Origin of the sequence: Microcoleus sp. T2B6 (genome assembly GCF_036700475.1) — a bacterium.
Classification (GTDB): Bacteria; Cyanobacteriota; Cyanobacteriia; order Cyanobacteriales; family Microcoleaceae; genus Microcoleus.
In genome coordinates, this window is record NZ_JAUBOZ010000016.1 from 28,880 (window position 1) to 42,133 (window position 13,254).

A 13,254-nucleotide genomic window follows, 5' to 3' on the forward strand; every position below is an offset into this window, starting at 1 on the left:
GAGCCTCTGGATATCGGTTCCCAGGCAGAGGCTAAGAACCAGTTGTTGTCGAGCAGGCATCTTGTACTCGTTACCAGGCTCTGCCTGGTAAAGCAGATCAGGAGGCTCTGCCTCCACATTTCATGGCAGCCATGCGAGGCAGAGCCTCTGGATATCGGTTCCCAGGCAGAGCCTAAGAGCCAGTTGTTGTGGAGCAGGCATCTTGCCTGCTTCCTGCTAGGAACTACCCGCACAAAACAGCCGCGTGATGGCGCATATGATCCTCCATAAAAGTAGCTATAAAATAATAGCTATGATCGTAACCTTCCTGCATTCTTAAATTCAGCGGCTGTCCCGCTTTCGCACAAGCTTCCGCGAACACTTCCGGCAACAACTGCCCATCAGCAAGAAACGAATCAGCCGTGCCGCAGTCAATCAGAATCGGACGGTTGTATTGCGCTGCAACTACCAATTCGCTGGCATCCCAAGCCCTCCAAATCTCTTTGTCGCTGCCGAGGTAGTTTGCAAAAGCTTTTTGTCCCCAAGGGCAGCTCATTGGCGCGGAAATAGGCGCAAAAGCGGAAACAGAAAGATAGCGAGATCCCTTTTTCAAGGCGCAAATTAACGCCCCGTGTCCGCCCATTGAATGACCGAAAATTCCCTGTTTTTCTGGTATCGCTGGAAAATTTTCGGCGATTAAATTCGGCAATTCATCAACCACATAACTGTACATCCGATAGTGAGAATTCCAAGGTGCGGCTGTCGCATCAACATAAAAACCCGCACCACTTCCTAAATCCCAATCGTCATCTTCGCCGGGGATACCAGTATTGCGCGGGCTAGTGTCGGGCGCAACCAGCATTAACCCATATTTTGCCGCAAATTGTTGCGCCCCCGCTTTTGCCATAAAGTTCTCTTCTGTGCAGGTTAAACCTGATAGAAAATACAAAACTGGTACGGGTTGAGATAAAGCTTGCGGCGGCTGATAAACTGCGAATTTCATCTCGCTGTTGCAGGTTGAGGATTGATGGCTGTAAAAGCCGAGTTTGCCAAGGAAACTTTTCTGTTCTTTGTGCAGTTTTAGGGAGTCTGATATCATGTTAATTCTATTTCATTTTTTAATTATATTTTTTTTAACCGCAGAGGGCGCAGAGGGCGCAGAGGAAGAGAGAAGAGAGAAAGATTTTTGTTCAAAATGTCAAAACTGTGCGAATTACTTCGCCTTTGTGCATCAATTCAAAGGCTTCATTGATTTTGTCGATCGGCATTACCTGAGTTACCAGACTATCAATATCAATTTTACCGTCCATGTACCAATCAACAATCTTAGGAACATCAGTTCTGCCTTTCGCCCCGCCAAAAGCCGTCCCTTTCCAAACCCTACCAGTTACTAGCTGAAACGGGCGGGTGCTAATTTCTTGACCGGCTCCCGCTACCCCGACAATTACGCTCACGCCCCAACCTTTGTGGCAGCATTCTAATGCTTGGCGCATCACATTAATGTTGCCGATACATTCAAAACTGTAATCAGCTCCGCCTTTGGTTAAATCTACCAAATAAGGCACTAAATCGCCTTCCACTTCGCGGGGATTGACAAAGTGAGTCATGCCGAATTTTTCCGCCATCTCTCGCTTGTCGGGATTCAAGTCTACGCCGACAATCATGTTAGCTCCCACCATGCGAGCCGCTTGAATTACATTCAAACCCACGCCGCCCAAACCGAAAACTACCACATTAGAACCAGGCTCTACTTTCGCAGTATTAATGACAGCACCGATGCCAGTTGTTACGCCGCAGCCGATCAAACAAACTTTATCAAAAGGAGCATCTTCGCGAATTTTGGCTACTGCAATTTCCGGCAATACTGTATAATTAGCGAAGGTAGAAGTTCCCATGTAATGGTAAAGTTTCTGCCCGTCTATGGAAAACCTGCTCGTGCCGTCGGGCATCACTCCCTGGCCTTGAGTCACGCGAATTGCTTGACAGAGATTAGTTTTGCGGCTCAAACAATATTCGCAGTTGCGGCATTCGGGAATGTAGAGAGGAATTACCCGATCGCCCACTTTGACACTCGTGACTCCCGCCCCCACTTCTGCGACAATCCCGGCTCCCTCGTGGCCTAAAATAGCCGGAAACAAACCTTCAGGATCGGCACCGGAAAGAGTGTAAGCGTCAGTGTGACAAACACCCGTGGCTTTAATTTCCACCAGCACCTCTCCAGCCCGCGGCCCATCTAGATCAACCGTTTCAATGCTCAAAGGTTGGCCGGCACTGCGAGCAACTGCTGCTTTTACTTTCATCCTTTCTCCCTGCGATCGATTTGTCAATTGACCAGTCAATATGTATTGTATTACTTAATGTCAAACTTGGAGCAAATCTATGACAAAATTAATTGTAATTACCGGAGTCAGTCGCGGTCTTGGTCTTGCCATGACCGAAAAGTTTATGGAATTGGGACATACAGTTTTGGGATGCGCCCGTTCTTCCGAAGCGGTGGAAAAACTCAACCAAAAATATAGTGCGCCCCACCATTTTACTTGTTTGGATGTCACCAACGACGATCGAGTAAAAGCTTGGGCAACAGAAATGCTGGCAAAAAATGATCCGCCAGATTTGTTAATTAATAATGCAGGCGTAGCTAATCATCTCGCGCCTCTTTGGAATATCAGCCACGAAGAATTTTCGCAGGTAATTGATGTTAACATTAAAGGTACGGCTAATGTAATTCGCCACTTTGTCCCGGCAATGATTGCTCGAAAAAACGGCATAATTGTCAACTTTAGTTCTGGTTGGGGAAGGTCAACTTCGCCGGAAGTCGCGCCCTATTGCGCTTCCAAGTGGGCAATAGAAGGACTTACCCGATCGCTCGCTCAAGAATTGCCCGCAGGTATGGCAGCAGTTCCTGTGAATCCGGGGATAATTCACACAGATATGCTGGACATTTGTTTCGGAGAAGATGCACCAAATTACCCGTCAGTCAAAGCCTGGGTACAAAAAGCAGTTCCTTTTTTACTCAAGTTGAAAGCTTCAGATAACGGAATGCCGCTGACTGTTCCTGGATAATACACCAACCCTTACAGCATTTGCGAACATCTCTCCTTTCTTCTCCTCTGCGCCCTCTGCGCTCTCTGCGGTTCATAAAAAAATCTCAAAAATGAAATAAAATTGCTATATTCCCAAATCATATCAAATCCGTTAGCATCGGAATAGTAAATTCGAGTTCACTGTCAACAGTCAACAGTCAACAGTCAACAGTCAACAGTCAACAGTCAACAGTCAACATCATTCCGGTGTAACCGGAAATGATATCACAACTCTTTCCCCAAATAGCAACTGTGAACTTGCCGCTAACCTCCCCCTCGCAAACCGAAACCCGCAAAGCAGACCACCTGCGGATTTGCCTCGAAGAAGACGTACAATTTCGCCAAACTACCAGCGGCCTCGAACGCTACCGTTTTGAACACTGCTGTTTGCCAGAACTCGATCGCACCGAAATCGATTTAACCTCCACATTTCTCGGCAAAAAACTAGCCGTTCCCCTGCTAATTTCCTCAATGACCGGCGGCACAGAATTAGCCCAGACAATCAATTATCGCCTCGCCGATGTCGCGCAAGAATACAAACTAGCAATGGGAGTCGGTTCCCAGCGAATTGTTGTAGAAAATCCTCAACTAGCTCCTACATTTGCCGTCCGGCGGCGCGCTCCAGATATTCTGCTGTTTGCCAATATCGGAGCCGTTCAACTAAACTACAATTACGGTTTGGAAGAGTGCCAAAAAATTGTTGATATTTTAGAAGCAGACGCCCTAATTTTGCACCTCAATCCGCTGCAAGAGTGCGTTCAAACCGAAGGCGATACTAACTTTAAAGGACTGCTAGATAAAATTGCAAAATTGTGCGATAAATTACCAGTACCAGTTATTGCTAAAGAAGTCGGCAACGGTATTTCAGGAAAAATGGCAAAGAAATTGCTCGCCGCCGGGGTAGGTGCGATCGACATTGCCGGGGCCGGAGGCACTTCTTGGGCGAAAATAGAAGGAGAGCGAGCTAAAGATAGCAAGCAGCGCAGGTTAGGCGCAACCTTTGCCGACTGGGGAATACCGACAGCCGAGTGCATTGTCAGCACCCGCGCCGTAGCGCCGGATGTTCCTCTGATTGCCTCTGGGGGCTTGCAGAATGGGTTGGATGCAGCGAAGGCTCTCGCGCTTGGCGCGGATATTGCGGGACTGGCGCGGCCGTTTCTACAAGCTGCAGCGGAATCGGAATCAGCCGCAGCCCTTCTAGCTGAGGTGTTAATTGCAGAAATCGCTACCGTGATGTTCTGTACGGGCTGCGGTAATTTGGATGAGCTAAAACAATCTGGGGTTTTGGAAAGGTTAAGATAAAAGTGAGTCAGCAGTCAAAAGTCATTAGTCAGCAGTCATTAGTCAGCAGTCATTAGTCAACAGTCATTAGCTAATAACTAACGACAGGGGATAATTACTACATCCTACTTGCAGGAATGACCAATAAAATCGTTTCCGGTGGCATCGGAATAATATTTTGCCGAGTGCAGTGCGAGCGGGACACTTGCACACTCGGTATCATTCCGTTCTAACCGGATGTTATATAACTAATGACTACTGACTAATGACTAATGACTAATGACTACTGACTAATGACTACTGACTACTCAGGGCAAACGCATCATGTCAACAAGCGGGAATTTTACCGTGCTTGTTGCGACTATTATCGATAGCTGTAGTTTATTGAAAAGAGATTTGACTGCCGATAGCGGTGGCTATTCCTCAAAACACTACTACTATTCTCCCGGCAATTTAGATGCGTTTGCCCTGACTGACTACTGACTACTGACTACTGACTACTGACTAATAACTAATTACCAATTATCTAATGAAAGATTTCCTAAAATATACCTGTGCAAGTTTACTGGGAACCTTCCTAGGAATGTTGCTGCTGGGCAGCATCGGATTGGGCGGACTGGTACTGCTAATTGCTATGGCGGCATCGTCGTCCAAAGATTCGGGCCCGCAAGTTAAAGATAAGTCGGTATTGGTATTAGACCTTTCTTTAAATATTACCGACAGCAAACCGAGCCGTAGCACTGGCGCGGCGATTGAAGAAGTGCTTTCGGAAGATTCCGGCGATACAGTGACGCTGCGGACTGTTTTAGACACGATCGAATATGCGAAAAAAGACCCGAAAATCGTTGGCCTTTATCTTGAAGGCAGCTCGGAGTCGAGCAGCAGCGGGTTTGCCAATCTCAAAGAAGTTCGAGGGGCATTGCAGCGTTTCCGAGATGCCAAAAAACCCATTTTTGCTTACCAAATGGACTGGAATGAACGAGATTATTACCTCGGTTCCGTTGCTAATACAATTGCAGTCAATCCTTACGGCGCTTTGGAACTCAACGGTTTTAGTAGTCAGGCAATGTTTTTCACCGGTGCTTTGGAAAAATACGGCCTGGGAGTGCAAGTGACTCGCGTCGGCAAATACAAGTCAGCCGTTGAGCCGTTTTTGCTTACAAAAATGAGTCCCGAAAATCGCCAGCAAACTCAAAAGTTGCTCGGAGATATGTGGGGAGAATACCTGCAAACTGTCGCCCCGAGTCGCAAAGTGACTGTTCCGCAACTGCAAGCGCTTGCAGATAATGGCGGAACTTTGATGGCTGACGAAGCTCTCAAAAGCAAGTTAGTTGATAAAGTTGTATACTTTGACGAAATATCGACCGAACTCAAAAAACTCACAGGAACAGATGGCGAAAACAAATCTTTCAAGCAAATTAGTTTGAAAAACTACGCGAAAATTGCTGAGGATAAAAACTCAACTGATGCTAACAAGAAAAACCAAGTTGCTATACTTTACGCTGAAGGAGAGATTGTAGACGGCGAAGGGGGCCCGACTCAAGTAGGAGGCGATCGCATTGCTCAAGAAATGCGGAAAATTAGAGAAGATAACGACGTAAAAGCAGTGGTTTTGCGCGTCAACAGTCCCGGAGGCAGCGCGACGGCGGCCGAAGTCATTGCACGCGAAGTGATGCTGACGGGGAAAAAGAAACCAGTTATTGTTTCAATGGGCAATTTGGCAGCATCCGGCGGCTATTGGATTTCGATGGGTTCCAACCGCATTTTTGCCGAACCCAATACGATTACCGGTTCTATTGGCGTTTTTGGAATGCTTTTCAACGCCGAAAAGTTGGCCGCTAACAACGGCCTAACTTGGGACGTGGTGAAAACCGGCCGCTTTGCGGATACTACCACGGTTTCCCGTCCGAAAAATCCTCAAGAATTGGCGAATATTCAGAGGATAGTCGATCGCATTTACGATCGATTTATTACTAAAGTCGCCAACTCCCGCAAACTGCCGAAAAACAAGGTACAAGAAATTGCTCAAGGCAGGGTGTGGTCTGGTACGGCCGCGAAACAGTTGGGTTTAGTCGATGAAATTGGCGGGCTTGAAGATGCTGTCAGAGAGGCGGCGAAGCAAGCTAAACTCGGCGACGATTGGAAGGTGGAAGAATATCCCAAACGCCGCACTTTGGAGGAGCGAATTTTGGAAAAAATTTCCGGCGTTCACGTTTTGAAACCAGCCGCCAAACTCGACCCGCTAACGGCCGAATTTAAGAAAATGCAAGATGAATTGGCTGTGATTAAGTCGATGAACGACCCGCAGGGGGTTTATGTTCGCTTGCCTTTCACTTTGCGGATTGATTAATTGATAGCTGGTAAAAGTATAGTCATTTATTGCATGACATGGGAGGCGTTGAATCCCTCCCCTTTCACTTTTACTTTGAGCGGATTAACCCGCCTCGGCTGAACTACGCAGCTCCCTATCCCATTGCTAAACGCATTTGGGATTGCTTTTCTCAAAATATTGTAAGATCCGTTAATATCCGCATTGATTAATTGACCGACCGATGTTTTGTACAATCCTCTCTTAATTCGCTTGCCACTAAATTCGACATCATTAGCGCCAGTCTTCCCATAAACAGGGATTGGGTCTAAAGCTAGAAAGTTCGATTTAGAAGTATAGGATTCTTCTTGAACAATCACCGTTATCCCAACCAATTCAGCTTTGTATTCTAACATTTCAATTAATCGGGAATGAGGAACACTTACGAACTTCTGATTGGTTTGCTTACCTAAGCTAATCTCGCTCTTCCATTGTAGGTTTTTTCCAATTACTAGCGTCCCAATTTTTCGTGCGATGAGAAGATTAATTATAAGCCGGCTGGAGGAGTGCAAGTAATTATCTACTTTTTGATTGCGACAACGAGTTAGGCGTTGAATACGGGATGATGTCTTGCTACTTCCTTTCAATTGAGATTGTAGTTGTGCCTTACGCTTGTTGTAGAACTGATTGAGCGATTTCAATGGTCGCCCGTTAATCAGGAGAGGGGTAAAACCCGACTGATTTGAAGTTAACGCCACTAAATTATTTAGTCCCAAATCGATACTAGCTACAGCTTCTTTTTTAATCTGTTCGACGGTGGACTCCGGTTCATTATAAATTACCTCAATTACATAGGAATCACATTTGGGAACCAGCCTAACTTGGCAAATTCGATCGGGTTTTATTTTGGTTTTTATGGAGATTTCTGTACCCGAAAGCTTAATAACTCCTTTCTTCAATTCCTTGCTACTAATCGCCTGAATCGTATAGACAAGAATATTTCGACCCTTGACTTTATCTTTGTACTTCGGTAGTTTCGGGCGACCAGTAAATTTAGAGGAATCAACTTTGTAAGCTTTGACTGCTTCAAAAAACGATTTCCAGTTCTTGTCCAATATCATCAAGATTTGTTGACTTACCTTGGCTGGCAAAACCTTGTAGGCTTGATGAGACTTCATTAAACGGTTCATCTCGTTGTAATTAATGTAACCCCATCCATAGACAAAACTCTGACGAATGACGTAGTTAGCGGCATTGTAGAGATTCTTGGATTTAAAAGCTAATTCATCAATCTGGGCGAAACGGTGTTCCGTAGATTTAATGATGTGCCTCTCTGCTAGTTGCATCCCGACTCTCCATTTTTTAACTAGCGCAACAATTTTGGATTGGACTTTCTTGACTATCTGATACTACCATTGTTTATTGATGCTTACAATCTTAATGAAGTTTTATGATACCAAGTCCGGGCTTTTTACCCCTTTATTCTTAGTCCCCCTCTGTTGAGACGAAAGTTTTGCTCTTGAACCGTTGCAAGCGCTGAGTCTGATAGGGGTTTTTAACCCGGGCTTGGTAAAAGTAGGCTGACCAAGAATTTCTTGATGGTACAGCCCCCGGATTTATCCGTGGAATCAATCCAAAATCCAAAATCGAAAATCAGAAGAGCCCCCGCATTTATCCGTGGGCTCGCCTCTAAAATCTAAAATCTAAAATCTAAAATCTAAAATCGATTGACGCATCCTACACACAACTGAAAAACCCGGTTTCTCGAAGAAACCGGGTTTATGAATACCCTAAAAGTCGATCAACTGGGAATTGGCAATATTTATTATGCTGCACGCTGAGTTAACAATCCCCAGATGAAAAGTAGAACGATCGCACCGACGACTGCAAAAGCTATGCTGGGTAGGCTAATTACTCCGAAGGATGCTCCCCCGCTCGTCCCCAATAGGACTTGACCTAGATAACCTCCCACTAGCGCGCCCAAAATTCCTAAACCTGTTGTTGCCAGAAAACCGCCGCCTTGAGTTCCCGGATAAATGGCTTTGGCGATCGCACCGGCAATCAGTCCTAAAACGATCCAAGCAATAATTCCCATTTCTCTTTCTCCTGAATACTTAAACTTTTCTCGTCCCTTGTCTTATGTTCTTAGAATAACAACCGCTATCGGGGACTTACCTCTACCGCAGGGAGGAACCGAAAGTGGTAGGATTTCTCATGAATCGTCGGAGTTTGAGGCTGTTTAATATCTCAAAAGAGTTAACCCACTTTTTCGAGGCAAGAAAGGTACTTATGCTCAAAGCAAAAGGGAAATAGGAGAATCTTTTCTGGGATTTTTTGTGTTTTGGTAGTTAAAAAAATTACAATATTTCTGTGAAATGAGGAAAGTTTGCGCCCGATGAATCTGACTCTGTGCATGATTGTGAAGAATGAAGAGGCAACACTGTCGCGGACTTTGGACAGCGTTAAGGGTGTTGTTGACGAAATGGTGGTGGTGGATACGGGATCGGGCGATCGCACCCGTGAAATTGCCAGAGAATCCGGGGCGAGGGTTTATGACTTTGAATGGTGCGACGACTTCGCAGTGGCGCGCAATGAGTGTCTGAAGCACGCCCAGGGCGACTGGATTTTGGTATTAGATGCCGATGAGGTTTTGGTACCGGAGATTCTACCTCAAATAAAGCAGGCCATTGCGAGCGATCGGCTGCTGCTAATCAATCTCATCCGTCAAGAAATCGGTGCCTCTCAATCTCCCTATTCCCTAGTGTCGCGCTTATTTCGCAATCGCCTCGACATCCGCTTTTCTCGCCCTTACCACGCAATGGTAGACGACAGCGTGGCTGAGATTTTGCAGAGGGAACCAAAATGGACAATAGCTTCTCTCCCCGATGTGGCGATTTGGCACTCTGGTTATCAAAAAGATGCGATCGCAGCAAAAGGTAAATTCCAAAAAGCTCAAGCAGCAATGGAACGCTATCTCGCTTATTATCCCAACGATGCTTATGCTTGTAGCAAATTAGGCGCTTTGTATGTAGAAACCGGGCAAATTGGGCGGGGAATTAATTTATTAACCAAAGGCTTGACTGCGGAGACCATTAATGATTCTATTCTTTACGAACTCAACTATCATTTGGGAATTGCTTATCGCCAGCAGCAGCAATTTGTTAAAGCAAAAGAACACTATCAAGCGGCAATTAATACAGATGTGTTCCCGCCGCTAAAGTTGGGCGCTTACAATAATTTGGGCAATTTGCTCAAAGATGAAGGAGATTTGAAGTCTGCTGAAAAAGCTTACAAAGCAGCTTTAAAAATTGACCCTAATTTTGGAACAGGTCACTACAATTTGGGACTGACGCTGAAGGCAGCCGGAAATTTAGCAGATGCGATCGCCTATTACCGACAAGCGATAAAAATCGATCCCGAACACGCGGAAGCTCATCAAAACTTGGCAGTAGCCTTGCTGAAAATTGGCAAAATGCCAGAGAGTTTAGCAGAATTCAAAAGAGCGATCGCCCTTCACGAACAGCGCCGCCCCTTTGAAGCAGAACGCCTGCGCCGGGGACTGCAAGAAATGGGTTTACTTTAAACTTGTTACCAAATAATTTGTAGGGGCAATCCCCCCGTGGTTGCCCCTCGAACCGGACGGGGTAAGCACGGGGGCATTACCCCTACAAACTGTAAAAATTCCCAGCAAAATCAAGCAATTATCTCTACTTTGCCGCTATCCAAATCGTAGCGGCCCCCAACAACTTTAAGCTTGCCCGCTTTCACTGCTTTAGCTAAAATAGGCGAGGAGGATTGTAACTTATTTACATTCATTTTCACATTAGCTCTGACTGCGTTATCCCAGGCATCGCCTTTTTGACCTTTGGTCGAATCAACTGCAGGTTTAATCGCCGCCACCAAAGTGCTAATGTGACCCGGAACAGCTTTGCCATCTAAAGCTGCTTTGACAGCACCGCAGCGTTCGTGGCCCAGAATTACTAATAGTGGCACGCCTAATTCTAAGGCGGCATATTCTATATTACCGAGAACCACATCGTCTAGAAAATTGCCAGCTACTCGGATATCAAATAAATCCCCCAATCCTTGGTCGAAAATAATTTCGGGAGTAACGCGCGAGTCAGAACAAGCCAGGATGGTTGCAAACGGATGTTGACCCTGGGCTACTTCTACAACTCGCGATCGAGCTTGGTCGGGAAATGTCCGTTTTTGCTGAAGGTAGCGTTGATTACCCGCCATCAATTTCTTAAGAGCACTGTTAGGAGTAATGTCAGTAGGAGTAATGTCAGAGATTGCCTCGGCCTTTGCTGCTTCGGCTTGTAAAAACGCAGGTGCAAAGCTTGCCGCCAGCATCCCTGCACCAGCCCTCAACATTAAATTGCGTCGCGAAATCATGCTTCTACTTTCGCTTTCATTCATTGTTTGTAACTCGGTTCAATTTTTTCTATTTTATACCATAATATCTACCACAAGCTCAGTCAGACTTCTGGGATTTTTCTTTGCAAGCTGCTCCCGCACAATGTAAACTTCAAAAAAGTGGCCCATTTTTATTTCATTCCTATTTTATTTAGTAAAGTCAACGGCGGTCATCCTTCTGCGGACAGGGATGCTAGAATGTATCTAAAACGACTATTTTTTATCAATGGCTCGAAATGTCCTACGTCGCCAGCATTCATATCTATCCGGTCAAGTCCCTTGACGGCATAGCAGTCAGTCAAGCAACTATTCTAGCCAGCGGAGCTCTAGAAGGCGATCGCTCTTTTGCAATCTGCGATGCAGCAGGAGAATTGGTTAGCACTAAGCACAACAGCGGAGTCCGTTTTCTACGGTTATCCTTTGACATCAAAAAGAGAATTGCCGGCCTGAAAATTCAAGGCACCGAACAAGAAATATTTTTTCATGTAGATAGAGAACGCTTGGCAATAGAATCTTGGTTGAGCAACTACTTCGGTTTCCCTGTCAAGTTAATTGAAAACTTGCTGACAGGTTTTCCCGACAATACCGCTGCACCAGGGCCAAGCATTATCAGTACCGAAACAATTGCCGAAGTTGCATCTTGGTTTCCGAGAGTTTGCGTTAACGAGATGCGCCATCGCTTGCGAGCTAATATTGAAATAGGAGATGTCCCGGCTTTTTGGGAAGATCAACTTTTACCACAAGCCGATGAAATTGTTAGGTTGAAAATAGGGACTGTAATATTTGAAGCTATTAATCCCGCTCAGCCATTTATCCTATCTACGCGAAATTATGGGGCGAAAGCAGGCGATCTCAATTTTAAAAATATACTAACAGCCAAGCAGAAGGAAATTATGCCTGACTTGGTAAAAAAAGGGCATTTAAATCACTTTAGTCGGCTGATAGTTAACACGCGACTCGCACCTCAAGCACCAGAAAAAATATTACACATAGGAGACGAAGTTGCCATTCTCCGCGTCAGCAACTCTCTATTGAATACCCTTTCTGATTAGTTGTATGGTACGAATCGGATCAAGCCGGCGGCAACTCCAAAGTAAGTTGACCTAAAACACCAGTTCTAAAATCGTTTAACATCTGCCGCGCCGTTCGTTCGACATCTCCTTTATACCTGTCTTTTGCTACCTCGTGCAGATAATCTTCACCATTACTAGAGGCTGCATCTAATTTATACCTGGATTTGAAACCAGATATTGATATCAAAGTCTCATCAGTCGCCTCCAGCCCTCGCAGCAAATCTACCATAGCTGCTGCTACTACCTGATTGTCGTAAGCTGCTTCGCCAATATCTTCGCAAATAGCTAATTTTATGGCATTTTCTTGATTGTTAATTCGGGTTGGGATCACTCCGGGGGCATCTAATAATTCAATTTCGTCAGAAATGCGAATCCATCGCAGCGATTTAGTTACTCCAGCTCTGCGGGCACTGTCTACCACTCTCCGCCCTAACAGCCGATTAATTAAAGCAGATTTTCCCACATTGGGAAATCCCATTACCACTGCCCGGACTGGACGGGGCAGCATACCTCGATCGAACCTTCTTTTATTTAGCTGCACCCCAGCATTCTGCACCGCATCCGCCACAGCGTCTACTCCGTGACCGTGCTCGGCATTAGTAAAATACGCAGTTTCCCCCTGGGCCTCAAACCATGTTTCCCACGCCTCGCGCGATCGAGGCGTAATCATATCCATGCGGTTGACGACCAATACTCGCGGCTTGCCGCCCACCCAACTCGGCATTTGGGGGTGGTAAGTAGCCAATGGAATGCGGGCATCTCGGACTTCGAGCACCACATCTACCCGCTTTAGCTGTTCTTTTAATGCCCGTTCAGCTTTGGCAATGTGACCGGGATACCAGTGAATTTTCATTAGTTAGTTGACTGTTGACTGTTGACTGTTGACTGTTGACTGTTGACTGTTGACTATTGACTATTGTTATTGGTTAGTTGTTATTGGTTAGTTGTTATGGGTTAGTGGTCAGTTGTTAGTTGTTAGTTGTTAGTGGTCAGTTGTCAGTTGTTAATAGTCAGTGATTTAATGACAACGGTCAACTGCCAACGGTCAACGGTCAACAGTCAACTGTCAACAGTCAACTGCCAACCGTCAACTGCCAACAGTCAACTGTCAACT

12 protein-coding genes are annotated in these 13,254 nt (G+C 45.6%); 6 read left to right on the plus strand and 6 right to left on the minus strand.

What is annotated here, in order from left to right:
- Nucleotides 1-223 precede the first annotated feature (223 nt).
- The gene (gene fghA, locus QUA00_RS09725) at nucleotides 224-1,078 is read right to left on the minus strand and encodes an S-formylglutathione hydrolase (RefSeq protein WP_333409478.1); all 855 of its coding nucleotides are present in this window, start codon (nucleotides 1,076-1,078) and stop codon (nucleotides 224-226) included.
- 91 nt (nucleotides 1,079-1,169) lie between these two features.
- Nucleotides 1,170-2,279 (minus strand): S-(hydroxymethyl)glutathione dehydrogenase/class III alcohol dehydrogenase, encoded by a 1,110-nt coding sequence (locus QUA00_RS09730; RefSeq protein WP_333409507.1) that lies wholly within the window; start codon nucleotides 2,277-2,279, stop codon nucleotides 1,170-1,172.
- 79 nt (nucleotides 2,280-2,358) lie between these two features.
- On the opposite strand from QUA00_RS09730, the gene QUA00_RS09735 reads away from it, so the two are divergent.
- From QUA00_RS09735 to sppA, 4 genes are all read left to right on the plus strand, one after another.
- Nucleotides 2,359-3,042, plus strand: a complete 684-nt coding sequence (locus QUA00_RS09735) for an SDR family NAD(P)-dependent oxidoreductase (protein WP_333409479.1) — start codon at nucleotides 2,359-2,361, stop codon at nucleotides 3,040-3,042.
- A 239-nt stretch (nucleotides 3,043-3,281) separates the two neighbouring features.
- Nucleotides 3,282-4,364, plus strand: coding sequence for a type 2 isopentenyl-diphosphate Delta-isomerase (fni, locus tag QUA00_RS09740; RefSeq protein ID WP_333409480.1), 1,083 nt, complete (start codon nucleotides 3,282-3,284; stop codon nucleotides 4,362-4,364).
- 303 nt (nucleotides 4,365-4,667) lie between these two features.
- Nucleotides 4,668-4,826: a hypothetical protein gene (locus tag QUA00_RS09745; RefSeq protein ID WP_333107298.1), complete on the plus strand. Its 159-nt coding sequence runs from the start codon at nucleotides 4,668-4,670 to the stop codon at nucleotides 4,824-4,826.
- Nucleotides 4,827-4,872: 46 nt separating this feature from the next.
- Nucleotides 4,873-6,693 carry a signal peptide peptidase SppA gene (sppA, locus tag QUA00_RS09750; protein WP_333409481.1) on the plus strand — a complete coding sequence of 607 codons (1,821 nt, stop codon included), beginning with the start codon at nucleotides 4,873-4,875 and terminating at the stop codon, nucleotides 6,691-6,693.
- 26 nt (nucleotides 6,694-6,719) lie between these two features.
- On the opposite strand, the gene QUA00_RS09755 is transcribed toward sppA, so the two are convergent.
- On the minus strand, nucleotides 6,720-7,997 hold the full coding sequence (locus tag QUA00_RS09755; RefSeq protein WP_333409482.1) for a transposase: 1,278 nt from the start codon (nucleotides 7,995-7,997) through the stop codon (nucleotides 6,720-6,722).
- Nucleotides 7,998-8,476: 479 nt separating this feature from the next.
- A complete protein-coding gene (locus QUA00_RS09760; protein WP_333144671.1) occupies nucleotides 8,477-8,746 on the minus strand; it encodes a GlsB/YeaQ/YmgE family stress response membrane protein in 270 nt (89 codons plus the stop codon).
- 300 nt (nucleotides 8,747-9,046) lie between these two features.
- On the opposite strand from QUA00_RS09760, the gene QUA00_RS09765 reads away from it, so the two are divergent.
- The gene (locus tag QUA00_RS09765) at nucleotides 9,047-10,234 is read left to right on the plus strand and encodes a tetratricopeptide repeat protein (RefSeq protein WP_333279856.1); all 1,188 of its coding nucleotides are present in this window, start codon (nucleotides 9,047-9,049) and stop codon (nucleotides 10,232-10,234) included.
- A 110-nt stretch (nucleotides 10,235-10,344) separates the two neighbouring features.
- Here the strand turns inward: QUA00_RS09765 and QUA00_RS09770 are convergent, their stop codons facing one another.
- Nucleotides 10,345-11,070, minus strand: a complete 726-nt coding sequence (locus QUA00_RS09770; RefSeq protein WP_333409483.1) for a carbonic anhydrase — start codon at nucleotides 11,068-11,070, stop codon at nucleotides 10,345-10,347.
- A gap of 233 nt (nucleotides 11,071-11,303) precedes the next feature.
- Between QUA00_RS09770 and QUA00_RS09775 the strand changes: the two genes are divergently transcribed.
- The gene (locus tag QUA00_RS09775) at nucleotides 11,304-12,119 is read left to right on the plus strand and encodes an MOSC N-terminal beta barrel domain-containing protein (protein ID WP_333409484.1); all 816 of its coding nucleotides are present in this window, start codon (nucleotides 11,304-11,306) and stop codon (nucleotides 12,117-12,119) included.
- Between the two features lie 19 nt (nucleotides 12,120-12,138).
- On the opposite strand, the gene ylqF is transcribed toward QUA00_RS09775, so the two are convergent.
- A complete protein-coding gene (ylqF, locus tag QUA00_RS09780; protein ID WP_333144675.1) occupies nucleotides 12,139-12,993 on the minus strand; it encodes a ribosome biogenesis GTPase YlqF in 855 nt (284 codons plus the stop codon).
- Between the last annotated feature and the right edge of the window lie 261 nt (nucleotides 12,994-13,254).

What these genes read in the sequence shown, in the direction of transcription:
- fghA (WP_333409478.1), bottom strand. Translation starts at nt 1,078, where the DNA reads ATGATATCAGACTCCCTAAAACTGCACAAAGAACAGAAAAGTTTCCTT.
- QUA00_RS09730 (WP_333409507.1), bottom strand. Translation starts at nt 2,279, where the DNA reads ATGAAAGTAAAAGCAGCAGTTGCTCGCAGTGCCGGCCAACCTTTGAGC.
- QUA00_RS09735 (WP_333409479.1), top strand. Translation starts at nt 2,359, where the DNA reads ATGACAAAATTAATTGTAATTACCGGAGTCAGTCGCGGTCTTGGTCTT.
- fni (WP_333409480.1), top strand. Translation starts at nt 3,282, where the DNA reads ATGATATCACAACTCTTTCCCCAAATAGCAACTGTGAACTTGCCGCTA.
- QUA00_RS09745 (WP_333107298.1), top strand. Translation starts at nt 4,668, where the DNA reads ATGTCAACAAGCGGGAATTTTACCGTGCTTGTTGCGACTATTATCGAT.
- sppA (WP_333409481.1), top strand. Translation starts at nt 4,873, where the DNA reads ATGAAAGATTTCCTAAAATATACCTGTGCAAGTTTACTGGGAACCTTC.
- QUA00_RS09755 (WP_333409482.1), bottom strand. Translation starts at nt 7,997, where the DNA reads ATGCAACTAGCAGAGAGGCACATCATTAAATCTACGGAACACCGTTTC.
- QUA00_RS09760 (WP_333144671.1), bottom strand. Translation starts at nt 8,746, where the DNA reads ATGGGAATTATTGCTTGGATCGTTTTAGGACTGATTGCCGGTGCGATC.
- QUA00_RS09765 (WP_333279856.1), top strand. Translation starts at nt 9,047, where the DNA reads ATGAATCTGACTCTGTGCATGATTGTGAAGAATGAAGAGGCAACACTG.
- QUA00_RS09770 (WP_333409483.1), bottom strand. Translation starts at nt 11,070, where the DNA reads ATGAATGAAAGCGAAAGTAGAAGCATGATTTCGCGACGCAATTTAATG.
- QUA00_RS09775 (WP_333409484.1), top strand. Translation starts at nt 11,304, where the DNA reads ATGTCCTACGTCGCCAGCATTCATATCTATCCGGTCAAGTCCCTTGAC.
- ylqF (WP_333144675.1), bottom strand. Translation starts at nt 12,993, where the DNA reads ATGAAAATTCACTGGTATCCCGGTCACATTGCCAAAGCTGAACGGGCA.